The following is a 22,664-nucleotide window of genomic DNA, read 5'->3' as shown; positions in this document are numbered from 1 at the left end:
GGACGACGACGGATCACGGCCCGGGTGGGGCGGTGCCGGGGCGGGGCCGTACGGACCGGGCGGACGGCGTCCGATTCCCGCCTGCGGGCGTACGGCGATGCCCCGGGACGTACGGCGGTGATCGGCTGCGCCAGTAGAGTGACGGCCGTGGCAGCACGACCGTTGAAAGAAATTGTCGAGCCGGGCTGGGCCGAGGCCCTCGCGCCGGTGGCCGAACGCATCGCCGCCATGGGCGACTTCCTCCGGGGGGAGATCGCGCAGGGGCGTACCTACCTCCCCTCGGGGGCGAATGTGCTGCGGGCGTTCCAGCAGCCGTTCGAGGACGTCCGGGTGCTCATCGTCGGCCAGGATCCGTATCCCACCCCCGGACACGCGGTGGGTCTCAGCTTCTCGGTGGCGCCGGACGTCCGGCCGCTCCCGGGCAGTCTGGAGAACATCTTCCGGGAGCTCAACTCCGATCTGGGCCTGCCCCGTCCGTCCAGCGGTGACCTCACCCCCTGGACCCAGCAGGGCGTCCTGCTGCTGAACAGGGCACTGACCACCGCGCCCCGGAAGCCCGCCGCCCACCGGGGCAAGGGCTGGGAGGAGGTCACCGAGCAGGCCATCCGGGCGCTGGTGGCCCGGGGCAAGCCGCTGGTGTCGGTGCTCTGGGGCCGGGACGCCCGCAATCTGCGCCCGCTCCTCGGGGACCTGCCGGCCGTCGAGTCGGCGCACCCCTCCCCCATGTCGGCGGACCGGGGTTTCTTCGGCTCCCGGCCGTTCAGCCGCACCAATGATCTGCTGGCACGGCAGGGCGCGCAGCCGGTGGACTGGCGGCTGCCGTGACCGGAGCCGGCCGCCCGGGCGGGCCCCGCGGGGCGGCCGGTGCGGGCGGCTGGGTGCTCGGGGTCGACTCCGGTGGCTCGGGGCTGCGGGTCGCGCTCGCCCGGACGGGGCGGTCCGGCGGCCCCGAGCCCGTCTCCGAGGTCCTCGGGAGCGTGCCGGCGGAGCCGGTACCGACCGGCACCGGCGGAATGGACGCCGGTGAGCTGCTGGCTCGACTGCTGCCCGCCGCGCGGGAGTTGCTGGCCGTCGCGGGGGCGGACGCGCCGGTGGCGGCGGCTGTCGGGGCCGCCGGGATGGCGACCCTCGGCGACGAGTTGCGGGCCGTGCTGCCGGGGGCGCTGCGGGAGGCCCTGGGCGTGCGCGGACTGGCCCTGGCGGCCGACGCGGTGACCGCGTACGCCGGGGCGCTGGGACAGCGGCCGGGGGCGGTGGTGGCCGGGGGCACCGGCCTGATCGCGCTCGGCACCGACCTGACGGACTGGCGCCGGGCGGACGGCTGGGGCCATCTGCTGGGCGACTGCGGAAGCGGCGCGTGGATCGGCCGGTCGGGCCTGGAGGCGGCCCTGCGCGCCCACGACGGGCGGCGCGGTGGTTCGGCGGCGCTGCTGGCCCGGGCGCGGGCGCGGTTCGGGCCCGTCACCGGGCTGCCGGGGCAGGTGTATCCACGCGCCGACCGGCCCGCCGTACTGGCCTCGTTCGCGCCCGAGGTGGCCGGCTGCGCCGCCGACGGCGATCCGGTGGCCGGCCGGATCCTGGCGGCGGCGGCACGGGCGATCGCCGAGGCGGCCGGGGCCGTCTGCCCCTCGGGACCCGCGGTCGGCGGGACGCCCGAAGTGGCCCTGACCGGCGGCCTGTTCAAGCTGGGCGAGCCCCTGCTCGTACCGCTGCGCCAGGAGCTGGCCGGACAACTGCCCGGCGCCCGTACGGTACCGGCGGCCGGCGACCCGCTGGCGGGCGCGCTGGCCGTGGCGGCGGCGCTCGCCGGGGACGGGCTCCGACTGCCGGTCTCGGCAGGACTGCTGGACGTCTTCGGGGAGTGAGAGCGAGTTCCCGCAGTCGGTTCTCCGGAGGTGGTTGTCCGGGAACGGTTGTCCCGGAGATGGCTGTTCGGGGACGGTTGCCCACGGGGGCGAGCACCCGGGAACGATCCTCCACGAGGACGGCGAACCGACCACAGCGGGACGGATCGGTCCGGACGGGCGGACAACCGGCGGGCGGCGGGGCCCGGCGCGCCGGGCAAAGTGGGACAGAGGTCACGGGAAGGCCCCCTGGCCGAACGGCACACCGGGCAAAGCCAGTAGCATGCGGCGCCATGAGCACCCCCACTGGGCCTGCGTCGGGCCTGCCAGTACGAATGCCGCGACCCCGCCAGTCCGGGCGGCACCGCCGTCCCGAACCCGTGGCGGCTCCCGAGGGCGCGCCCGTACTCGTCCTCGCCGTTCCCGGCGCCCCCTCCGCGACCATGCGGAGCCTGGCCGAGGAGGTCGTGAGCATCGCCCGTTCCGAGCTGCCCGGCCTGGAGGCGGCCATCGGCTATCTGGACGGTCATGACAGCGATGTCAGCCCCGCCGCTGACGCCGGGGGCGTCGGCTGGGCCGGTGACGCCGCCGAGTTCCCCGCGCTCCCCCGCGTGCTCGCGCGCGTGGCCCGGCTGCGGGTCGAGCGGTACGAGTTCGCCACCGCCGCCGGCCGTGAGGTCGCCCCGCCCAGCGGCCCGGACGCCGTGGTGGTGCCGCTGCTGGCGAGCCCGGACGGCGCCCTGACCGGGCGGATACGGCAGGCCGTCGCCGAGAGCGGAGCCACCGCCGAGCTGACCGATGTACTGGGCCCGCACCCGCTGCTGGCCGAGGCGCTGCATGTGCGGCTCTCCGAGGCCGGGCTGTCCCGTGCGGACCGGGCGCGGCTCTTCACCGTCACCAGCGCGGCCGACGGCATCGTGCTGGCCACCGCGGGGGGCGCCGAGGCCGTGCAGGCGGCCGGGATCACCGGCATGCTGCTGGCCGCGCGGCTGGCCGTGCCCGTGATCGCCGCCGCGCTGGACGAGGAGGGCTCGGTGGCCGCCGTGGCGGAGCAGCTGCGTGCCTCGGGCTCGCAGGCGCTGGCCCTGGCCCCGTATCTGATCGGTCCCGAGCTGGCCGAGGGTGCCCTGGAGGCGGCGGCCGCGGCGGCGGGCTGCTCGGTGGCCGAGCCGCTCGGCGCGTACCCGGCGGTCGGCAAGCTGGTGCTGTCGCAGTACGCCGCCGCGCTGGGCATCACCCCGCAGCCGCAGGGCGCGCCGGTCCGCTGACCGCCCCCGGGTACGCCGGCACCGCGACACCCGGGAGGCCCCGGGAAGGCCCGTACGGCGGCGGTGACCTTGTGCCCCGGCGGGCAGGGCCCACGGACCCCGGGCAGTGTCCACGGCGTGAGAATGGCCCGCACCGGCCGGTGCGGGCCTTCTCCGTGCCCGGGCGGGGCCGGCGCCATGACGGCGCGGCCCGCCGGGCGGGCGTGCCGGGCGCCGGGCCCGACGGGTCAGCCGAAGACCACGCAGGAGGCGGCCGGGACGGGGATCGAACCGGCGGCCTCGGGGATGCCGGTCGCCGGGTCGACGGCGAGCCAGGTCACCTCGCCGGAGCGCTCATGGGCGGCGTACAGCCACCGGCCGGAGGGGTGAAGTGCGAGGTCACGGGGCCAGTGGCCGCCACTGGGCACCGAGACGACCGGCCGGGGAGCCCCGGGGGCCGGGCCGGTCGCCAGGACATGGACGGTGTCGTCGCCGCGTACGGCGGCCCAGAGGAACCGCCCGTCCGGGGACGCCACCAGCGCGGAGGGATAGCCCCCGGCGCCCGGCAGCGGCAGCTCCGCGAGCGGTTCGAGGGTGCCGGCCGCGGCGTCCCAGCCGCAGACCACCAGGACCGGGGTCAGCTCGCAGAGGACATAGACATGGCGGCCGTCCGGATGGAAGGCGAGATGCCGGGGGCCGGTGCCGGCGCGCAGCCGGGTCTCACCGTGCGGGCGCAGCCCTCCGGCGGCGGGGTCCAGAGCGGCGATCCGTACGGAGTCGGTGCCGAGGTCGGTGCTGAGCAGCAGCAGCCCGCCGGGGGCGGCGACCACCTGATGGGCGTGCGGGCCGGTCTGCCGCTCGGGGTCGGGGCCGCTGCCCCGGTGGCGCAGCAGCCCGGAGACCGGCCCCGGGGTGCCGTCGGCCGTGATCAGCAGGGTGCTGACGCCGCCCGAAGTGTAGTGGGCGGTGAGCAGATGGCCGTGGGCGAGCGCCAGATGGGTGGGTGCGGCGCCCTGGACGGGCCGGGGCGGGGCGAGCGGGCACGGGGCGGGTCCGGAGACGTCGAAGGCGGCGACCGCGCCGTCCGCCGTCTCGGAGACGGCGTACAGCACCGTGCCGTCCGGGCCGAGGGCCAGATAGGAGGGGTCGGGCACCGCGTGCGAGGCGCCGGTCGGGGTGAGGGTGCCGGTCGCCGGGTCCACCTCGGCCGCCACGACGCCGGGTCCGCCGGCCGAGGTGAACGAGCCGATCCAGGCCCGTGCGCCCGGCACGGTCCGGTCCGGCAGGCCCCGCGCCGTCCGGGCTTGTGCGCCGGGCGCGATCGGGGTCGGTGAACCTTGCGCGGTCCGATCCCGCGACCCCGGCAGGGCCTGATCCGACGCGTCCGGCCCGATCCCGCCCCGTGGCCCCGGCGCGCTCCGAGACCGTGATCCCGGCGCGGACCGGTCCCGCGACCCGGGCGCGGCCTGATCCGGTGCGTCCGGCGCGATCCCGTCCCGTGGCCCCGGCGTGATCGGGGCCCGGAATCCCGGCGCGGACCGATCCCGCGACCCCGGCAGGGCCTGATCCGACGCGTCCGGCGCGACCCCGTCCCGTGGCCCCGGCACGGTCCGAGACCGTGATCCCGGCAGGGCCTGATCCGATGCGTCCGGCCTGATCCCGTCCCGTGGCCCCGGCGCGGTCCGGCTCCGCGACCCCGGGGCGGCGTGATCCTGCGCGTCCGGCGCGATCCCGTCCCGCGGCCCCGGCGTGATCGGGGTCCGGGCGTCCGGTGCGGGGTGCCGTCGCTCCCCCGGCTCGCCGTCGGTGTGCCGTGCCATGGTGCCGCCCCTCTCCCGCCGGGCCGGGCGCCCGGCCCCCGCCGTGCCGACCGGCCGCCGACCAGGGACAGGCGATACGCCACCGGCCCGTACGACCGCCGCGGCCGATACGGCGCCGACGCTAGCAGGTCTAGACCAAGACGGGGCGGCGGGCCCCGCGGGTCAGGCGTCGACCAGTGGGGCGCGGGGCGAGGTGTGCAGCGGCGCCACCAGATCGGCCAGCACCCGTTCCAGGCCGTGCAGATGGCGCAGGGCCGCCTCGGCACCCGGGTGGTGGGCGGCGGCGGTCTCCGCCTCGGGCTCGGCGGCGGCCGGGTGGACACCGGGCGCGACCAGCACTCGCACCGCGGCCTCCACCCGGCGGCAGGCGGCGGCGAGCCGGGCGTCGTGGGACGCCTGGGGGTCGGCGGCGACGGCGGCCAGCCCCCGGACCTCCCGGGCGCAGTCGTCGAGCAGGGCCAGCACCCGGCGGGCCCGGGCCTTGCGGGCGCGCAGCGGGCTGAGCGGGTGCACCAGCGGCGCGACCGAGAGCCGGGCGCGGACGAGCAGTGTCTCCAGCTCGGCGGCGAGCGGGGCCGGGTCCGCCTCCGGGTCGCCGGCCAGCCGGCGGGCGGCCTCGGTGGTGCAGCGGTGCACACAGTGCAGCGCCCGCTGGATCCAGGCGTCATTGGTGGCATGAGTGGAGACCGGCAGCACCAGCAGTACGGCGAGCGCGGCGGCCAGCGCGCCCACCCCGGTCTCCAGCACCCGCAGCGCCAGCAGGGCCGGCTCCAGCACGCCGAGCAGCCCGTACAGCAGCCCCACCAGTACGGTGACGGCCAGCATCATCCAGGTGTAGGAGACGGCGGCGGTGTAGAAGATCCCGAAGACACAGAGGGCCACCAGGACCGCCGTGGGCAGCGCGGCGCCCTCCAGCGGTACGGCGACCAGCGCGCCCACGCCGATGCCGAGCACCGTCCCGGCGACCCGGCGGAAGCCGCGTACCAGGGTCTCGCCGCGCGAGGCGGTGTTGACGAAGATCCACCAGGCGGCGCCGACCGCCCAGTACCAGCGGTCCTGGGAGAGCAGCTGGCCGATGCCCAGGGCGACCGCGCCCGCCACCGCGACCTGCGCGGCCTGCCGGGTGGTCGTCCGGGCCAGCCCCCGCCCGCCCGGCAGCACCGGCACCAGCGGCGGCGGCAGCCGGCGCTCGTAGCACCAGACACCGAACCGGACCGCCGCCGCGGCCGCCAGGGCGAGCAGCACCGAGGTGAAGAGGCGCGGCAGCTGGCCGGGCACGGTGTGCAGGAACTGGGCGACGAAGAAGGTCATGAAGCCGAAGACCCCCAGCGCGTGACCGCGCGCGCCCCACCGCCGGGCGTACACCCCGGCGGCCGCGACCGCGACGAAGGCCACGTCCCGGGCGAGCGGATGGGCGTGCAGCCCGGCGGCCAGCGCCAGCACCGGCAGCCCGACGGCGGGAAGCAGCGCGGTGGTCACCGCCTGGCCCCGTACGGTCGGGTCGGCCACGGTGAAGAGGGCGAGCAGCGCGGCGAGCCCGCCGGTGATGACGGCGGCCAGCGAGTGGCCGGTGATTCCGCTCGCGGCGGCGGCCACCATGATGCCGAGGACGGCCCGGACGGCGAAGCGCAGGCGCACCCGCCCGGGATCCGGAGCCACGAACATCCGCTTCAGCACCGCTTGTACCGCCCCATCTTCTTTGTCTCCGCGTTCGCTTCGTCTTCTGCGCCCGCCGCGTTCACCGGGTTCGCTTCGTCCGCCGCGTCCCTTCGTCCGCCGCGTCCGCCGCGTCCGCCGCGTTCGCTTCGCGGCGTCGTGAAAGGAAAAGGCGCCACGGGATCCGCAGCGCCATTGACACCCCCATGACACCACCCGCTTCCCCATTGGTACAAGTGAGCCCCGGATCGCTGGGCCGATGGCACACTGGAGAGATGCGCCTGCGTGGCCCCGGGAGGCCAGTGGACCACTCCGGGCGCCCGGGGCCCGCCGCGCCGGAGGAGACCCGAACCGGCCATTCCGCGAGCGGGACGGCGGGGAGAAGGGCAAGAGCCGGGCGGGGAAGGACGGAAAGGGAGCGGTCATGGCGGTGGACGAACTGGACACCCGCATCCTGCGGCTGCTGATCGAGCAGCCGCGCACCAGCGTCCGGGAGTACGCCCGGCTGCTGGGCATCGCGCGCGGCACGCTGCAGGCGCGGCTCGACCGGCTGGAACGGGACGGGGTGATCACCGGTACCGGCCCGGTGCTCTCACCGGCCGCGCTGGGCCACCCGGTGCTGGCGTTCGTGCACATCGAGGTCACCCAGGGGCATCTGGACGAGGTGGGCGACGCGCTGGCCGCCGTACCGGAGATCGTGGAGGCGTTCTCCATCACCGGTGGCGGCGATCTGCTGACCCGGGTGGTGGCGCGGGACAACGCTCACCTGGAGGACGTGATCCAGCGGCTGATCCGGCTCCCGGGGGTGGTGCGGACCCGGACCGAGATGGCGCTGCGCGAGCGGGTGCCGCACCGGTTGCTGCCCCTGGTGGAGGCGGTGGGCCGGGCCTCGGCCGCCCGGCGGTGAGGAGCCGTGCCGGGCGGGGCCGGTGTCGCACCGCTGCCGGGCCGGGCTCGGTACCGGCGCCGTACCGGGTGTCGGCGCGGGCCGGTGGCGTACCGGGTGACCCGGCCGGGAGGGGGCGTGCGGGGCGCGGGGCGGAGCGGTGGGTGAGGGGCGCGGGCGGATTCCCCGCCGGGGGCTGGGGTGGATGCGGCGACTGGGCGATCATGCTCCTATGAGCGACCGAGAGGGACCGACGCGCACGGAGGCCGGGAACGGGTCCGGCGGAACGGGCTCCGGGCCGGACGCCGGGGCGGGACGGGTCCGGGGAACGGCTCCGGGCCCGGACGACGGGCTGGCCGAGCGGGTGCGGCGGCTGCGGCGGGCCGGCGGGCTGACCCAGCGCCAGGTGGCCGAGCCGGACTACACCGCCGCGTACATCTCCACCCTGGAGGCCGGCCGGGTACGGCCCTCCGAGGCGGCGCTGCGGCACATCGCGGCCCGGCTCGGGGTGACCTACGACGAGCTGGCCACCGGCCGGTCGGCCCGGCTGGTGGCCGAGGTCCGGCTGCGGGTCACCGACGCCCGGCGGGTGCTGGCGACCGAGGACGCCCGGGAGGCCGCCCCGCTGTTCGCCGGGGTCCGCTCGGAGGCGGCCCGGCTCGAACTGCCGGAGGAGGAGGCGGCGGCGCTGCTGGGACTGGGCGAGTGCGCCCTGGAGACCGGGGAGCTCCAGCAGGCGGTCGAGCACTTCCGGGCCGCCGAGGAACTGCTGGCGGACGCCCCGCTGCCGCGCCGGGTGCCTGCCCTGCGCGGGCGGGCGACGGCGCATCTGCTGGCGGGCGACCTCCGGTACGCCTGCTACCTGCTGGAGACGGCCATCGACCGGCTGAACGCCTCCGGGCTGCCCGACCCGGAGGCGCTGCTGCTGCTCTACTCGGCGGTGATCGCCCCGTACATGGACATGGGGGCGCACACCCGGGCCGCCCAGGCGGCGGAGCTGGCCCTGGCGCTGGCGCCCCGGGTGGCGGACCCGGCGCTGCTGGCCCGGATGCACCGGGGGGTGGCCCGCACCCTGATCGCGGGGGGCCGGCCGGAGGAGGCCGACGCCCATCTGCTGCGGGCACAGGAGATGTACCGCCGGCTCCAGATCCGTACCGAGCTGGCACACTGCCACTGGATGCGCGGCTATGTGCACGCGCAGTCCGGTCAACTGGAGAGCGCCGAGGCGGAGTTGCGGGAGGCGCGGACCCTGCTGGCCGAGAAGCGGGCGGGGTTGTTCGCCGCCCAGGTGGGAGTGGAGCTGGGCGATGTGCTGCGCCGCCGGGACCGCCCGGCCGAGGCCGCCGCCCTGCTGGACGGGGTGCTCGCCGAACTCGGCCCGGAGCACGGTGCGGTGCACGCGGGCGCCGCGCACCGGCTGCTGGGGCTGATGGCCGAGCAGCGGGACGACACGGTGCGGGCCGAGCGGGAGTTCCGGTCGGCGCTCGACCTGCTGCGGCCCGCCGGAGCCGCCGGTGACGTGGCCGACCTCTGCCGGCTGCTGGGTGATCTGCTGCACCGTACGGGGCGGCTGGCGGAGGCGGTGGAGATCTACCGGAGCGGACTGGTGCGGTACGCCTCCCGGGGCTCGACCACCCTGGGCCCGGCCCCGGCGCAGCCCCCGCTCTGAGCCTCCGGGCCCGGTGGGCCGGCCCTGCTCCGGTCCGCCGGTCCGGCCACGCTCCGGTCCGCGCGTCCGGCCGCGCCCGGAGACACGCACCGCCCGCCCCCCGGCCCGGGAACGCGTACCCCCGCACCCGGGAACGCGCACCGCCCGCCCCCGGGTGCGGGGACGGGCGGGGACGCGCGGGAATGCGCGGGGCGGTCAGGTCAGCGGCGTACCGTCCATTCGAAGGTCCGGGTCAGGTCCCGGGACCGGAGCTCCGGGTCGCGGACCCAGGGGGTCGGGTCGGTCACCGTGGCGGTGATCCGGTGCGGCCCCTTGCCGGCGAGCCGGCCGGCCGGGATCCGGGCGGTGTCGAGCGAGCCGCCCGTGTGGGCGTAGGGGCGGCCGTCGATCCGCCAGCTCACCGTGAGCGCCCGCCCGTCCGGCCGCTGCGGGGCGACCGCGAGCCGCTCGCCGCCGGCCGCGCCGCGCACCGCCGGGGCCTTGGCGGCGACACCGGCCTTGCGGTAGAACGCGGCGATCATGGCCTCGCGGCTCGGGGCGTTGAACTCCCGGCCCAGGGTACGCATGATCGAGTTCTGGCTGGGCCGGTAGATGCCGGTGGCGGCGTACTTGGCGCCTTCGAAGGTGCCGATCGTGCCGCCGTCGGGGGTGGGCTGCCCGAGCCAGCGGTACCACTTCAGCTGGTACGCCTTCATGGTGGCCTGCGGGTAGACCGAGACGTTCTGCTCGGGCTCCTCGCCGCCCTGGTGGCGGCCGGGGCTGTCGTACTCGTCGGCCAGCCCGCCCAGCGAGTGGCCGAGCTCGTGGACGACGATCTGGCCCGCCTGGGCGTTGCCGCCGGCCGCGGTGGCCGCCGTGCCGCCCGCGCCGCCGTAGGTGGTGCTGTTGGCGAGCGCGACGACCTGGTCGACGGCCGGGGCCTGGGCGGCGTACTGCGCGGCCTTGGCCTCGTTGACGCAGAGCAGCCGGGCCGTTCCGCCGCAGTAGTAGTTCATGTCCAGGGCGGTGTCCCGCCGGACGCCCTGGCTCGGGTCGTCGTCCACGCCGGATTCCCGCGAGACGACATTGACCTGCCAGATGTTGAAGAGCGAGCGGTAGCTCTTGAAGGGTTCCACGGCGAACAGCTCGTTCACCTTGGAGCGGACATGGCCGCGATAGGAGTCCAGCTGCGCGGAGGTGTAGCCGTCACCGACGAAGACCAGGTCCACCTTGCTGCTGCTCGGACCGTTGACCTCCACCGGCTCCACGGTCGCGGCGGCCGCCGCCTTCAGGGACCCGGCGCTCAGGCCGGCCTTCTTGGGCGGGGTGACCGCGACCGTGCGTATGGAGCCGTCGGGCGAGAAGACCTCGCGGTGTTCGGTGGCGGCCGCCGCCGGGGCGGCCGTGGGGCCGGGGGTGGCCTCGCCGCGCGGGGCGGCGAGTACGAGCGAGGTGGTGGCCACGGCACCGGTCAGGACGGCCGTCGTCAGCCGCCGGGCGCGGGACCCGGGGCGCGCGGCGGCGGAGCCGGCGAGCGGGGACCGCGCTCTCTTCGGGGACTTCGGGGGCCTCAGAGACTTCAGAGACTTCACGGAGGTGCACTCCTCGGTTGTGGGGGGCGACCCCGCCGGGCAGCGCACCACGCCGGCGGCTGCCGGCGTGTGGGGAAGTGGCTGCCCGTCCGTCGGAGACGGGGCGGGGCCGGTCCGGACCTCGCGGGGAGGCGTGGCCCGGCCGTGCTTCACCGGTCCGGTACGGGCGAACGCACGCGGACCGTTCAACGACTCAACTGGGACGTTAAGTCGATTGACATGCTCGCTTAACTTAGGGGCGGTCAAGCTCCGCCGCAAGGGCCCTCGTTGGGGTCGGCCGTTCCGGCCGGTCGGCGCGGGGCCGCCCCGCGACGCTGTTCGGCGCTGTCCACGGGGACGACCCGGGAAGCGGCCCGGGGGGCGGCCCGGGGGGCCCGGGGGGGGGCGGCCGGGGAACGGCTCGGAGGCGAACCGCGCGTGCTCGCGGCGGGGCGCGGGTTCGGCCGGGGGTGTGGTCACGGGCCGGCCGATGAGTTCCGGGGTCCGGTCCGGTCAATCCTTCGAGCACGCCCCGCCGGGACGGGCGGGGCCGTACGACGCGGACGGCAAGGAGCCGGAACGATGCAGAAGATCACCACATGTCTCTGGTTCGACGGACAGGCCGAGGAGGCCGCCGCCTTCTACACCTCGGTCTTCGACCGGTCCCGGATCACCGGGACGCAGTACGCCACCGATGCGGTGCCCGGCGGCCGGGCGGGCGCGGTCCTGACCGTCTCCTTCGAGGTGGAGGGCCACCCGATCATGGCACTCAACGGCGGCCCGGAGTTCCACTTCAGCGAGGCCGTCTCGCTCATCGTGCACTGCGATTCACAGGAGGAGGTGGACCGCTACTGGGCGGCGCTGACCGCCGACGGCGGCGCGGAGAGCGAGTGCGGCTGGCTCAAGGACAAGTACGGGATGTCCTGGCAGATCACCCCGCGCCGGCTGATCGAGCTGATCTCCTCGCCGGACCGGGCACTGGCCGACCGGGTGTTCCGGGCCATGCTCACCATGCGGAAGCTCGACATCCAGCGGCTGGAGGACGCGGCGAAGGAGGGCTGACCTCCGGGGCGGCGGGACCGGCCCTCATGAGGCACGCCCGTACGCCCCCGGAGCCGTCCCGGGGGCATACGGGCGTTCACTTCAGCGGGGCTTGGTGACTCCCGGGGTGGTGGCGGTGTCCAGGAAGAAGGTGTCGATGCTCTGCACCGAGTGGATGAACTCGTCGAAGTTCACCGGCTTGGTGACATAGGCGTTGGCGTGCTGCCGGTAGGCGTCCTCGATGTCGTCGGGGGCGGACGAGGTGGTGAGGACCACCACCGGGATGGTGGCCAGCTCGGGGTCCTTCTTCAGGACGTTCAGCAGTTCCCGGCCGTTCATCCGGGGCATGTTGAGGTCCAGCACGATCAGGTCGGGCAGCTCGGCCGCCGGGTCGCGCAGGTATTCCAGGGCGGCCACGCCGTGGTCGGCCCGGTGGATGTGCCGCACCATCTCCCGCTCCTCCAGGGCCTCGGAGATGAGCAGGGCGTCGGCCTCGTCGTCCTCGACCAGCAGGACGGTGTACGCGCGGGGAACGGTGTGAGTGTTGATTGCGGGGCTCCTGGTGTCCGAGTGGGGAAGGGGACGCGTGGGGGGCTCGGCAGTGAAGACCAGGCCCGGCCAGCGCTTGCGGGCGCCCTGCCTGCTGACCCCCCACGCCTCACCGAGTTGCGGATAGCTCGCGCCCGCCCGGGCGGCGGCGGCCGCCACCTGGTCCGCGCACTCCCCCACCGCCCGGCGGAGGTGCGAGAGGATTCGGAGACAGGTCAGTGGGTCGTCCCAGTCGGGGACGGCGGCCACGGCGGGGTCACCGGGAACGCCGGGGGCGCCTGGGTCCCCCGGAATGCCGGGAGCGGCAGGGAGGCCGGTCGGGCCGGGGCTTCCGGGCCCGGCCGGGCCGCCGTCCGCCTCGGTCGGGGCACCCGGGGTGCCGGTCCGGTCACCGTCCGCGCCGGGGCGGACGGCGGCCAGCTCCCGGGTCAGCCGGGCGACGGCGCGCACGGCGAGCGCCGCGAACTCGCCGGACTCCTCGAAGTCGAGAGGTCCGGCAGGTCCGGCGGGAGCGCCAGGGGCGGCGGCTCCGGCGGGGGCGCCGGGCACGGTGTCTGCGGGCGGGTTCAGCGCCATGGCCGCATCATAGGCACCCCACCCCACCGCCCGACAACTCAGGTTGTCGAGCGGCGGTAGGATCAGTGCTCGCGGCGCCGCCCCGAGGCGCCGGCCCCGTGGGACCCCCGAGCGCCCGTGCGGCCTCCGAGTGCCCGTGTGGCACCCGAGGAGCCCCTGAGTGGAAGAGACACCAGCGACGTGACCGCCCCGACCGGCCTTCGCGCCGGAGACCCGCCCGCCGGTGTCCCGGCCCAGCACGGTTCCGCGTCCGGCCCCGATTCAGGCCCCGCGTCCGCCCCCGCGGCGGGTGGGTCGCCCGTCGGGGGGCCGGTGACCAGCTGGACGACGCAGCGGTGGCTCACCGCGGGCAGTGGCGCGGCGCTGGCGGTGCTGCTGGTGCTGGCGGCCTGCGGGGCCTGGCTGTTCGGGCACTCCAGCGAGGTCAGCGACCGGCTGGTCGACCGTTCGACGCCGGCCCTGATCGCCTCCGTACGGCTGGAGGGGGCGCTGGTCGACCAGGAGACCGGGGTCCGGGGCTACGGCACCAGCGGCAACCGGGAGTTCCTGGAGCCCTACTACGCGGGCCAGAAGCAGCAGCGGGACGCTGTCGAGCGGCTGCGCGTCCTGGACGCGGGGGACGCCGAGGGCGCGGAGCGGCTCCGCGCGGTGCTGGAGCGCGCGGAGCGGTGGCAGTCGGAGTTCGCCCGGCCCGTGGTCGGCTCGCCCGCGCCCCTCCAGACGGCCCGGCAGCGGGCGGCCGAGGGCAAGAGCGCCTTCGACGCGCTGCGGGTGGCGATCACCGCCCAGCAGGACCACCTCCAGGCGCAGCGGGACCGGGCGCGGGCCGATCTCCAGCACGTCCGGACGCTCCGGAACTGGGTCTTCTCGGCCATCGCGCTGGTGGTGCTGGCGCTGATGGCGGCGGCGTTCGTCGGGCTGCGCCGGGCGGTGGGCGTGCCGCTGGCCGGGCTCTCCTCCGATGTACGCCGGGTCGCCTCCGGCCACTTCGACCACCCGGTGGCCGCGACCGGGCCGGCCGACATCCGGCTGCTGGCGACGGACGTGGAGGCGATGCGCCACCGGCTGGCCGAGGAGCTGGCGTACAGCCACCGGGCCCGGGCACAGCTGCTGGCCCGGAGCACCGAGCTCAAGCGCTCCAACGCGGAACTGGAGCAGTTCGCCTATGTCGCCTCGCACGACCTCCAGGAGCCGCTGCGCAAGGTGGCCAGCTTCTGCCAGCTGCTGGAGCGCCGGTACGGGGACCGGCTCGACGCGCGGGGCAAGCAGTACATCGACTTCGCGGTGGACGGCGCGCACCGCATGCAGAACCTCATCAACGACCTGCTGACCTTCTCCCGGGTGGGCCGGCTGCACGCCGAGGACGTGCCGGTCGACCTGGAGCACGTGCTCGACGGCGTACGGCAGTCACTGAGCCTGGCGCTGGAGGAGACCGGCACGGTGCTCACCCACGATCCGCTGCCCACCGTGCCCGGTGACCCGACGCAGCTCACCATGCTGCTCCAGAACCTGATCTCCAACGCCGTCAAGTTCCGTACCCCCGGCACCCCGCCGAGGGTGCGCGTCGGCGTCCGGCGGACGGAGGCCGGGGAGGCGGGCGGCGCCGGATTCTGGGAGCTGTCGGTGAGCGACAACGGCATCGGGATCGACCCGGAGTACGCGGAGAAGGTCTTCGTGATCTTCCAGCGGCTGCACACCCGCGACCAGTACCCGGGCAATGGGATCGGCCTGGCGCTCTGCAAGAAGATCGCCGACTACCACGGCGGCGGCATCCGGATCGACCCGGACCACTCCCCCGGCACCCGGTTCGTGGTCACCCTCGCCGCCTCCCGCGAGGACGCCCACTGAGGAGACTCGCTGAGGAGAACCGCTGAGGAGAACCGCCGGGGAGAGCCGTGAGGACGCCCGCCGGGGACGCCCGCTGAGCGCGAGCGCGCCGCCCGGGCGGGCCGCCCTCCCCCCTGGGGCGGCGGGCGGCCGGGCTCAGGCGGCCGCGCGGTTCAGCCAGGTGGACAGGGCGAACAGGCGCCACAGCGTGCGCCAGTCGAGCCTCTCCAGACCGTCCAGAGCGCCGTCGCGCAGTATCCCGGTCCCCTTCAGCGGTCCGTCGACAATGGCGCCGGAGAAGCCGGGCCAGTTGTCGGTCATCCAGTCCGAGTACGAGAAGTGGTCGTCGAAACCCACCTTGTGCTCGGTGAACGCCCCGGCGAGGGCGGTGTTCCGGAACACCCGGCGCAACAGGTGCTTGGGCGCGCCCTGCCCCAGCCGGCGGTCCACGGGGAGACTGAAGACACCCGCCACGAGGTCGATGTCGAAGAACGGCGACCGCACCTCCACCTGCCGGGCCAGGCCGTTCTCGTCGGTGGCCCGGAAGTTGTCGTAGGTCATCAGCCGGAAGAGGTCCAGCGCCTGGCCGAAGAGCACGGGGTCGCTCTCCTCGGCGTCGGCGTAGGGGAAGGGCCGCTCCAGCGGGTCGGCCGGGGTGAGGGGCGCGGCGAGCAGTCCGGGCGCGGCGAACTCCTCGGCGAACTTCCGCCAGCCGGCCGCGCGGTTCCACCGCTCCCAGGCGGACGCGGCCATCCACTCCGCCGTGGTGGTGTGTTCCGTCCCGGCGCGGAGCGCGGCGTAGCGGACATAGCCGCCGAACACCTCGTCGGCGCCGTGGCCGCCCAGGAGCACGGCGGAGTGGCCGCGGGCGGCCGCGTGCAGGGCGTCGTTGTGCAGGACGAGCGGTTCGGCGGCGGGGCCGTCGAGCGTGTGGTCGAGGATGTCCACCGCGTCACCGAGCGTGGGGACGGCGAAGGGCACTTCGGTCAGCTCCACCCCGAACGCCGGGGCCAGCGCACGGGCGCGGCGCAGGTTCACATCGCTGTCCGGCCCGCGCTCGGAGAACACCGTGATGACGGCCGCCGCGCCGGCCCCCTCCAGCGCCGCCCTGAGGACGGCCGAGGAGTCGATGCCGCCGGAGAAGCCGACCGCCACCGGCTGGTCCGCCACCAGCGCGCGGCGGTGCGCCTGGTCGATGAGGTGTTCCACCTCGTCCTCGTCGGCCGCTCCGGTGCGCAGCTCCGACACGGGCGCGAGCGATCCCGCCGGCCGGGGCCCGGGGGCCTCGCCGCCCACCCGCAGCACCGCTCCCGGCGGTACGGACCGGATCTCCCGGTACGGGGTGCGGCCCTCCGCCATCCGGCCGAGGCCCAGGAAGGACAGCAGGCTCGGCTCGTCCAGGCGCAGCAGGTGTCCCGGCAGGGCCGCCACCAGGCAGCGGATCTCCGAGGCGAAGGCGAAGAAGTCCGGGCAGTCGTAGTAGTAGAGCGGCCGTTCGCCCAGCCGGTCCCGGGTGAGGGTCAGCTCTCCGGCCGCCCCGTCCCACACCGCGAGCGCGAACGGTCCGCGCAGTTCCTCGAAGGCGGCGACGCCACGGCCGGCGTAGAGCTCCAGCGCGACCTGGAGGTCCCCCGGGCGCAGCCCGCGCGCCCGCTCGGGGCTCAACCTCGCCTTCAGGTCACGGTAGTTCAGGATCTCCCCGTTGCCCACCATGACCAGGTCGCGTCCGGAGTCGAAGAGCGGCTGCCGCGCCTCCTCGACGGCGATGACGGCGTGCCGTGCGCAGTGCAGAGCCATCCGCTGGTCCGTGTAGGCCCCCTCGGCGCTTCTCCCCCGGTGCGCCAGCGAGGCCCCCAGCCGCCGCATCATTCCGTCGCGGTCGGCGGATGTACGCCGCTTCAGCAGGATTCCGCCGATGCCGCACATGATGTCGTCCTCTCCGGTCGTTCCTGACGTGCTCGTACGTGTCGGTTCTCACCGCGTTGTGCCCGTACTTGCCCGGCCTTGCCCGGCCTCGCTCAGGCTCTCCGCGTATCGGGCACCGGGCGCCCTCAGGTGTACGCCTCCAGTGAGGTGTCCCGGCCGGCCCGGCCCGCCGCCGCGATCAGGGCGGGCCAGACACGTGCCAGGCCCGCGAACTCATGGACGGCGTCCGCCACATACGCCGCCGCCGAGCCGGCCTCGTCCTCCAGCGCGGCGATCCGGATCTCCAGCCGTCGCCGGAGCTCGCCGGAGGCCGCGCCGGCCGCCTCGCGGTACACCGCCACATAGGCGTCCGGGATGCGCTCCGCTTCCCCGGCACCCCGGCGCAGGGCGTCGGTGAACAGCTCGCCGTAGGCCGTGGAGTCGAACCGGCCGTCCCTCAGGACGCGTCGGCGGTCGGCCAGCAGCGCCTGGTTGAAGGCGTTCCAGTGGCGGCGCAGTATCGCGTACCGCAGTTCGGCGCGGGCGTACCAGCCGAGATGGGCGGTGCTGCTCTGTTCGGCCCGCCAGGGCTCGTAGACATGCCGGGCGGTCAGGTTGTGATGGTAGACGGGCAGGCCGAGTTGGTAGAGCAGACCCTTCTGGAAGTAGTCGCTGCCGAGGATGCCCACCGCGGGCATCTCCGGAATCCACTCGTACACGGTGCGGAGGGCGGCGATGCCCATCTCCACGGTGCCCGTGTGGTCGCGTTCGGCGCTCTCCGCCCCGTGCAGGGTAACCCGTTCCGGCGGGCCCGGCTCCTCCGGGCGCGGCGGCCGGGGCCGGTCCGGGGTGAGCCGGCTCAGGGCGTCGATACGCTCGGCGTAGTCGGCGGCGCCGTGTTCCAGGTCGCGCCGGTCGCGGGTGGGGCGGCCGGTCAGCGAGGAGCCGACGCAGTGGGCTCCGGAGTCGTCCCCGGCCCGGCCCCGGTCCAGCAGTTCGGCCTCCACCCGGAGGGGACTGGCGCCGGTGGTCCGGTCGACCCGGGTGATCTGGTCGCTGTCCCGGCGGTGCAGGGAGACGGCGCCTTCGAGGGCGGCCACCAGGGCCGCCTTGTTGGGGCCCGCCCCGTAGGAGCCGGTCGGTTTGACCAGCGCGGCCCGGGCGAGGTCGCGGTCGCCGGCGGACAGGCCGGACGCCGCCAGGATGTCGTCGGCCAGGCGCCGCCAGCCGTCACCGTCCAGTACGCGGGTCCGGAGCCCCGAGGCGCCGGCGACCTCGTCGGTCACCCGCCGGTTGGCCTTGGACACCTCCTCCGGGCAGTCGTCCACGACGAGCAGGGTGACCCCGTCGCGAGCGGCGTCCGGCAGGGCCGACACCTCCGCGGCGACGGAGCGGAAGGCGTCCTCGAAGGGCCGGTTGACGGGCAGGTAGACGACTCTGCGGGCGGCGGTGTCGAGGTGGCCGGGGGCCGGACGCGCCGGGTGGGCGGCAGGAGTGGGCATGGTGGTGTGACACGACCTCTCGGAAGGAGTGGGTCCGGTGGGGACCAGCGGGTTCCGACGGGACCGGTGGGCCCCCGTGGGTTCTGGTGGAACCGGTGGGTCCCCGTGGGTTCAGTGGGTTCCGGTGGGTTCAGTGGTTTCCGGTGGGGACCGCCCGTGGCGGGCCGGGCGCGCGGCCCGCCACGGGCGGTGTGACAACGGCTCGGAAATCGGTTCAGGTGACGGACAGCGGCCGGGGGCCACCGCCGAGCGCGCGGGCGGCGTGCTCGAACCGGGCGGCGGTCTCCTCCCAGCTCCCGTGGACGGATCTGTCCGGGTCGATGGCGGGCGCGAACATCTCCTGGAGGCGCACGGCCGGATCGGGGTGCTTGCGGAGGAAGTACGCCAGGTTCTCCCGCCACTCCCGGTACATCGCGGCGGTGACCGGCTGCCGGTGCTCGTGGTAGACCGCCGCCCGGGTGCTGTAGCGCATCCCCGCGCCGTCCCGTACCAGCCGGTAGGCCAGCTCCGCGTCCTCAAGCCCCCAGCCGGCGAACCCCTCGTCGAAGCCGCCCGCGGCGATCAGCCGGTCGCGGCGTACCGAGGCGTTGCACGTCCAGGCGTGATGCCAGCCGGTCGCCATGTCCGCCAACTCGCAGGCGAGGACGCGGAAGACGCCCTCCCGCTCGTCCCCCCGCACCACCGGGGGCAGGGCGGAGAGGTCGAAGCCACGGGCCAGCGCCTCCTGGTCGATCTCGCCCTCGTCCAGTTGGAGCCGCCGGCCGACGACCAGCAGGGCGGGGTCGGTGGCGTGCGCCCGGACGTGTTCGCCGAGGAACCCGGGCTCCACCACCTGGTCCGCGTCCAGGGTCACGACCAGCTCGCCGGTGGCCATGGCGAGACCGGCGTTACGCGCCCGGGCCCGCCCGGAGAGGGGCGACCGGGGCAGGTGGACGTACCGCAGGTCGAGCCGGTCGGGGAACCCGGCGAGCATCCCGGCCGTGCCGTCCGACGAGCCGTCGTCCACGACGATCACCTCGTACGTGTATGGGGCGTGCGTGTACGGGTGGGCGCGCGCGGGCTCGGCCCCGTACGCCCGGTCCGGCCCGTACGACGGCCGGGGCGCGCGCCCGGCCGGCTCGGGGGCCGGCGGCTCGGGGACCGGCGGCCGGCGGGCCGCTTCCTGGTGGATCAGCGACAGCAGGCAGGCCCGCAGGGTGGTGCGCGCGTTGTACGCGGGGATGATGACGCTCACCCGCACGGGGCGCCCGGCGTCCGGAGCGGGTGCGGGCCCCCCGTCGTCCGGCTGCCGGGGATCCGGCGTCGTCCGGCCGTCGGGTGTCGTCCAGCCGTACGGCGTCGGCCGGTCGTACGGCGTCGTCCGGCCGTCCGGAGTCGTCCGGGCGCCGGGGGTCGTCGGCTCGTCCGGCGTGCGGCTCTCCGGCCTCATGCCGAGCGGCGTTCCGCGTCGGGCAGCGCACCGCCCCGGTCGTACGTCCGCCAGTCCCCGGCGGGCGGCTCCCGCTCCTCGACCGCCGCCAGGGCCTCCGCGACGGACTCCGCCACCACCAGTTCCTTGAGGACGGAGGGGCTGACCAGGCCGGTGCTGACGAGCTGCTCCTCCATGAAGTCCAGCCAGGCGGTCCAGAGGGTGACCCCGGGCGGCTGCATGAGGACGACCGGGAAGCGGTCGAGCCGGTCGGTGTCGTGGTGGACCAGCACCTCATAGAGCTCATCCAGGGTGCCCACGCCGCCGGGGAACACGAACAGCGCGTCGATGTCATGGGTGAGCAGCAGCTTGCGCAGGGCGAAGGTGGCGACCGTGATGGACCGGGCGGGATCCAGGACCGTCTCCGGCTCCTCGCCGGCGATCTTCACCCGGACCGCGCGGGAGAGGGTCTCGCCACTGCCGTCCCGCGCCGCCTGCATGATTCCGGGGCCGCCGCCCGTCACCGTGGTCCAGCGACGGGCGGCCAGCGCCGCGCCCAACTCCTGGGCCATGGCGTAGGCGGGCTCCCCCCGGGTGGCCCGGGCCGAGCCGAAGACGGTGGCCACGCGCTCGTCGGCCAGGGCGCGGGACGCCTCGCTCCAGGTCCGCGCGGTCTCCACCTCGTGCGCGATGGACTGCAGGGTGGTGAGCAGTACGCCCTTGGTGTGCTCGGTCATCGTGTCCTCCCGTTCCTCTGCGGTTCGTTCCTGATTCGTTCGGCACCGGTCCCCATACCGGCGGTCACACCAGCGGTCACGCCGGCAGTCACATCGGCGGCGACACCGGCGGCCACGGCTGCGGCCACCTCCCGGGCGCCCTCGAACGGAGCACCCACATCCGGCACTTCGGGTGCCCGGATCGCGGACCGCGCCAAGTCCGCGTAGTCCCCGGCGAATCCGGCATCGGTGCCGAGGAGCCGGTTCACCTCCCGTACCGCCGCGGCCTTCTCGGCCTCGGGCGCCCGGACGTCGATCGCGGTGTACGGGCCGGTGAGGAAGGGCCAGACGGCGAGGCCGGAGCGCCGGGCCATATGGCGGCAGATGACGACCTGGCTCCAGTTCTGCGGCGGCAGCGGCACATAGGGGCGGCCGGCCCGGGACACCTCGATCATGGTGGTCATCCCCGGTGAGCTGAGTACGGTGTCACACGCGCCCAGCTCGTCCCGGAACTCGTTCCCGGACAACTGCCGGGCCGGGCCGCCCACATCGAGGGAGAACGCGCCGTCGGCGCGGTTCATGGCGACGCTCAGCTCGAAGGAGTCGGAAGATCCGGAAGGCCCCGGAGACCCGGAGGTCTTGACGGAGGGGCCGCGCAGCGCGGCGAGCAGCCGTTCGGCCAGGGTCAGATAGACCTGGGCCGAGGCGTGTCCGGCCGGATTGCTCAGCCCGCCGAGCTGCACCAGCAGCCGGGTCCGGCCCGGCGGGCGGGGGCCGGTGGGCGGGGGCGGAGCGGCCGGGGCCACGATGCCCGAGACCGGGGTCACCCCGGGCACGCCGAGGCCGGCGAGGTTGGCCGCGCTGCCGAACAGGTCCTGGGCGAAGTAGGACCGCACCTGCTTGAGCAGGCTGTCCCCGGGCACGTCCGCGCGCTGCCACATGAAGCCGAGGCTGTCCACGTAGTACGTCGAGGCGGCGGCTGCCGGTGAGGCGATCAGCTCGGGCGCCAGGACGTTCACCACGGCGTCGGCCGACTCCAGCACCGACGGGTCCTCCGCCAGGGATGTGGCGTCGAGCGGCCGGGGCCGGACGCCGGGCTGTGCGGCGAAGAAGTCCCACGCGGAGGCCGACCCGTAGTACTGGACGTCCATTCCCCGCTCCCGGGCGAGGACCTGGCCGATGCTGTACGCCTTCGAGGCGGGCCCGAAGCCGAAGGGCGTGGCCACGACGGCGATCCGGGGCCGGTCGGCGGTCGCCTTGGTCACGGTGCCTCCTTGTGGGCCTCCGGGGGCCGGGCGATGTCCTCCGGGGAACGGTTGATGAACTCCACCGAGACCCCGTCCGGCGCCACCCGGAAGCGGGAGAAGTGACCGGTGTCCCAGCGCATGCGGCGGACGCCCCGCATCTCGGCGCCGAGCGCCTTCTCCACGAGCCAGGCGTGCGGTCCGCCGTGGCCCACCACCAGTACCCGCTCCCCGGGATGGCGGGCGGCCAGGCCCTCGAAGAAGCCGAGCACCCGGGCCCGTGCCTGCTCGTAGCTCTCCTCGTCGCCGTGTTCGCAGAGGTCGCTGTTGCCGCCGAGCACCCGTTCGGCCTCCGCTCCGAGCCGGGTGCGGACCTCGTCCAGCCCGACTCCGGCGAGCCCGTGGAAGACCCGCTCCCGCAGGGCGGGTTCCCGGCGGGCCTCGATGCCGAGGGAGCCGGCCGCCAGCGCGGCGGTCTCCTCGGCGCGGCGGAAGTCGGAGACGTACACCACGTGCGGCGCGAAGCGCTCGACCGCGTGGCGCGCCGCCCGGGCCTCGTCCCGGCCCCGCGCGGAGAGCCCCATGGTGTAGGGGTCCGGGTAGACACCGGCCGGGTACTCCGGGGCGCCGTGGCGCAGGAACAGCACGTCCGCCCCGGCCGGCACCTCGGCTCCGGCCGGCACCTCCGCCCCGGCGCCGGTGGCGGGCTCGTCCGACCCCTCGTACGGGGCCACCAGTTCGAGGAGGTCCCGCACATCGTCCGCCACCTCCTCGGGCTGCTTGCCGTCGATGGAGAGCACCAGGCCGCTCGGCCGGAACTGCCGGTGCAGTTCGCGCATCCGGTCCTCGTCCATGCGGGCCAGCGGGTCACGGGCGGCGTTGCGGTCCAGCAGATCGGTGAGGCCGCCCTCCAGGGTGACGGTGATCAGCCGCAACCCCTTTCTGCGGAAGCGGAGTTCCTGTGCGGAGAGAAAGCCGATGTCCTCGAACACCCCGTCGATCACCGGGGTGAAACCACTGTCGAGGTAGGAGAGCGCGAGGTCCAGGCAGCCGAGTTCGGACGCCTCGATGGTGAAGTCGCTGAAGTCCCGGGGCTGGGCCATGTAGCGGACCGAGTCGTTGGAGATCCGGACGGCGGGGGCGAGTTGGTTCCGCAGCAGGGCGGCGGTGGTCGTCTTGCCGGAGTTCGGCAGGCCGCGCAGCAGCAGCGCGATGTGCTTCATC

Annotated in this window: 17 protein-coding genes; 7 read left to right on the top strand and 10 right to left on the bottom strand. The window is 75.4% G+C overall.

Annotated features, from left to right (window positions below):
- Positions 1-147 precede the first annotated feature (147 nt).
- The 3 genes from NX801_RS15045 to NX801_RS15035 all read left to right on the top strand — a co-directional run bounded on the left by NX801_RS15045 (position 148) and on the right by NX801_RS15035 (position 3,112).
- On the top strand, positions 148-825 hold the full coding sequence (locus NX801_RS15045) for a uracil-DNA glycosylase (protein ID WP_258788213.1): 678 nt from the start codon (positions 148-150) through the stop codon (positions 823-825).
- Positions 822-1,865, top strand: a complete 1,044-nt coding sequence (locus NX801_RS15040) for a BadF/BadG/BcrA/BcrD ATPase family protein (RefSeq protein ID WP_258788212.1) — start codon at positions 822-824, stop codon at positions 1,863-1,865. The genes NX801_RS15045 and NX801_RS15040 overlap by 4 nt, the downstream gene beginning before the upstream one ends.
- Positions 1,866-2,137: 272 nt before the next feature.
- A complete protein-coding gene (locus NX801_RS15035; protein WP_258788211.1) occupies positions 2,138-3,112 on the top strand; it encodes a sirohydrochlorin chelatase in 975 nt (324 codons plus the stop codon).
- Between the two features lie 227 nt (positions 3,113-3,339).
- Here NX801_RS15035 and NX801_RS15030 read toward each other — a convergent pair whose 3' ends face one another.
- Both NX801_RS15030 and NX801_RS15025 read right to left on the bottom strand, forming a co-directional pair.
- The gene (locus NX801_RS15030; protein ID WP_258788210.1) at positions 3,340-4,362 is read right to left on the bottom strand and encodes a lactonase family protein; all 1,023 of its coding nucleotides are present in this window, start codon (positions 4,360-4,362) and stop codon (positions 3,340-3,342) included.
- A gap of 711 nt (positions 4,363-5,073) precedes the next feature.
- Entirely contained in the window at positions 5,074-6,588 is a 1,515-nt protein-coding gene (locus tag NX801_RS15025; protein WP_258788209.1) for an FUSC family protein, read from the bottom strand.
- A gap of 403 nt (positions 6,589-6,991) precedes the next feature.
- On the opposite strand from NX801_RS15025, the gene NX801_RS15020 reads away from it, so the two are divergent.
- Entirely contained in the window at positions 6,992-7,474 is a 483-nt protein-coding gene (locus tag NX801_RS15020) for an Lrp/AsnC family transcriptional regulator (protein WP_258788208.1), read from the top strand.
- Positions 7,475-7,685: 211 nt separating this feature from the next.
- The gene (locus NX801_RS15015; RefSeq protein WP_258788207.1) at positions 7,686-9,122 is read left to right on the top strand and encodes a helix-turn-helix domain-containing protein; all 1,437 of its coding nucleotides are present in this window, start codon (positions 7,686-7,688) and stop codon (positions 9,120-9,122) included.
- Positions 9,123-9,322: 200 nt separating this feature from the next.
- Here the strand turns inward: NX801_RS15015 and NX801_RS15010 are convergent, their stop codons facing one another.
- Positions 9,323-10,693 carry a M64 family metallopeptidase gene (locus tag NX801_RS15010; protein WP_258788206.1) on the bottom strand — a complete coding sequence of 457 codons (1,371 nt, stop codon included), beginning with the start codon at positions 10,691-10,693 and terminating at the stop codon, positions 9,323-9,325.
- Between the two features lie 561 nt (positions 10,694-11,254).
- On the opposite strand from NX801_RS15010, the gene NX801_RS15005 reads away from it, so the two are divergent.
- A complete protein-coding gene (locus NX801_RS15005; RefSeq protein WP_258788205.1) occupies positions 11,255-11,734 on the top strand; it encodes a VOC family protein in 480 nt (159 codons plus the stop codon).
- An 81-nt stretch (positions 11,735-11,815) separates the two neighbouring features.
- Here NX801_RS15005 and NX801_RS30760 read toward each other — a convergent pair whose 3' ends face one another.
- Positions 11,816-12,838: a response regulator gene (locus tag NX801_RS30760; RefSeq protein ID WP_309505840.1), complete on the bottom strand. Its 1,023-nt coding sequence runs from the start codon at positions 12,836-12,838 to the stop codon at positions 11,816-11,818.
- A gap of 312 nt (positions 12,839-13,150) precedes the next feature.
- Here NX801_RS30760 and NX801_RS14995 point away from each other — a divergent pair, with 312 nt between their 5' ends.
- Complete coding sequence (locus NX801_RS14995; RefSeq protein WP_258788204.1) at positions 13,151-14,686, top strand: sensor histidine kinase; 1,536 nt, start codon at positions 13,151-13,153, stop codon at positions 14,684-14,686.
- Positions 14,687-14,821: 135 nt separating this feature from the next.
- On the opposite strand, the gene NX801_RS14990 is transcribed toward NX801_RS14995, so the two are convergent.
- The 6 genes from NX801_RS14990 to NX801_RS14965 form a co-directional block, all read right to left on the bottom strand.
- Positions 14,822-16,591: an asparagine synthetase B family protein gene (locus tag NX801_RS14990; protein ID WP_258788203.1), complete on the bottom strand. Its 1,770-nt coding sequence runs from the start codon at positions 16,589-16,591 to the stop codon at positions 14,822-14,824.
- A 125-nt stretch (positions 16,592-16,716) separates the two neighbouring features.
- Positions 16,717-18,072 carry a DUF6271 family protein gene (locus NX801_RS14985; RefSeq protein WP_258788202.1) on the bottom strand — a complete coding sequence of 452 codons (1,356 nt, stop codon included), beginning with the start codon at positions 18,070-18,072 and terminating at the stop codon, positions 16,717-16,719.
- 214 nt (positions 18,073-18,286) lie between these two features.
- Positions 18,287-19,501 (bottom strand): glycosyltransferase family 2 protein, encoded by a 1,215-nt coding sequence (locus tag NX801_RS14980; protein ID WP_258788201.1) that lies wholly within the window; start codon positions 19,499-19,501, stop codon positions 18,287-18,289.
- Positions 19,498-20,217: an LOG family protein gene (locus NX801_RS14975; protein WP_258788200.1), complete on the bottom strand. Its 720-nt coding sequence runs from the start codon at positions 20,215-20,217 to the stop codon at positions 19,498-19,500. Before NX801_RS14975 ends, NX801_RS14980 begins: the two co-directional genes overlap by 4 nt.
- Positions 20,214-21,461, bottom strand: coding sequence for a hypothetical protein (locus NX801_RS14970; protein WP_258788199.1), 1,248 nt, complete (start codon positions 21,459-21,461; stop codon positions 20,214-20,216). Before NX801_RS14970 ends, NX801_RS14975 begins: the two co-directional genes overlap by 4 nt.
- Positions 21,458-22,663, bottom strand: coding sequence for a histidine phosphatase family protein (locus NX801_RS14965; protein WP_258788198.1), 1,206 nt, complete (start codon positions 22,661-22,663; stop codon positions 21,458-21,460). Before NX801_RS14965 ends, NX801_RS14970 begins: the two co-directional genes overlap by 4 nt.
- Position 22,664 lies beyond the last annotated feature (1 nt).

The sequence above is a fragment of the Streptomyces pyxinae genome, assembly GCF_024756275.1.
GTDB lineage: Bacteria > Actinomycetota > Actinomycetes > Streptomycetales > Streptomycetaceae > Streptomyces > Streptomyces pyxinae.
This window is presented reverse-complemented; position numbering and strand designations above follow the sequence as displayed.

Bases quoted from the DNA above. Each gene is read 5' to 3' on its own strand.
- NX801_RS15035 (WP_258788211.1), top strand. From the start codon at position 2,138: ATGAGCACCCCCACTGGGCCTGCGTCGGGCCTGCCAGTACGAATGCCG.
- NX801_RS15020 (WP_258788208.1), top strand. From the start codon at position 6,992: ATGGCGGTGGACGAACTGGACACCCGCATCCTGCGGCTGCTGATCGAG.
- NX801_RS15015 (WP_258788207.1), top strand. From the start codon at position 7,686: ATGAGCGACCGAGAGGGACCGACGCGCACGGAGGCCGGGAACGGGTCC.
- NX801_RS15005 (WP_258788205.1), top strand. From the start codon at position 11,255: ATGCAGAAGATCACCACATGTCTCTGGTTCGACGGACAGGCCGAGGAG.
- NX801_RS30760 (WP_309505840.1), bottom strand. From the start codon at position 12,838: ATGGCGCTGAACCCGCCCGCAGACACCGTGCCCGGCGCCCCCGCCGGA.
- NX801_RS14990 (WP_258788203.1), bottom strand. From the start codon at position 16,591: ATGTGCGGCATCGGCGGAATCCTGCTGAAGCGGCGTACATCCGCCGAC.
- NX801_RS14985 (WP_258788202.1), bottom strand. From the start codon at position 18,072: ATGCCCACTCCTGCCGCCCACCCGGCGCGTCCGGCCCCCGGCCACCTC.
- NX801_RS14980 (WP_258788201.1), bottom strand. From the start codon at position 19,501: ATGAGGCCGGAGAGCCGCACGCCGGACGAGCCGACGACCCCCGGCGCC.
- NX801_RS14975 (WP_258788200.1), bottom strand. From the start codon at position 20,217: ATGACCGAGCACACCAAGGGCGTACTGCTCACCACCCTGCAGTCCATC.
- NX801_RS14965 (WP_258788198.1), bottom strand. From the start codon at position 22,663: ATGAAGCACATCGCGCTGCTGCTGCGCGGCCTGCCGAACTCCGGCAAG.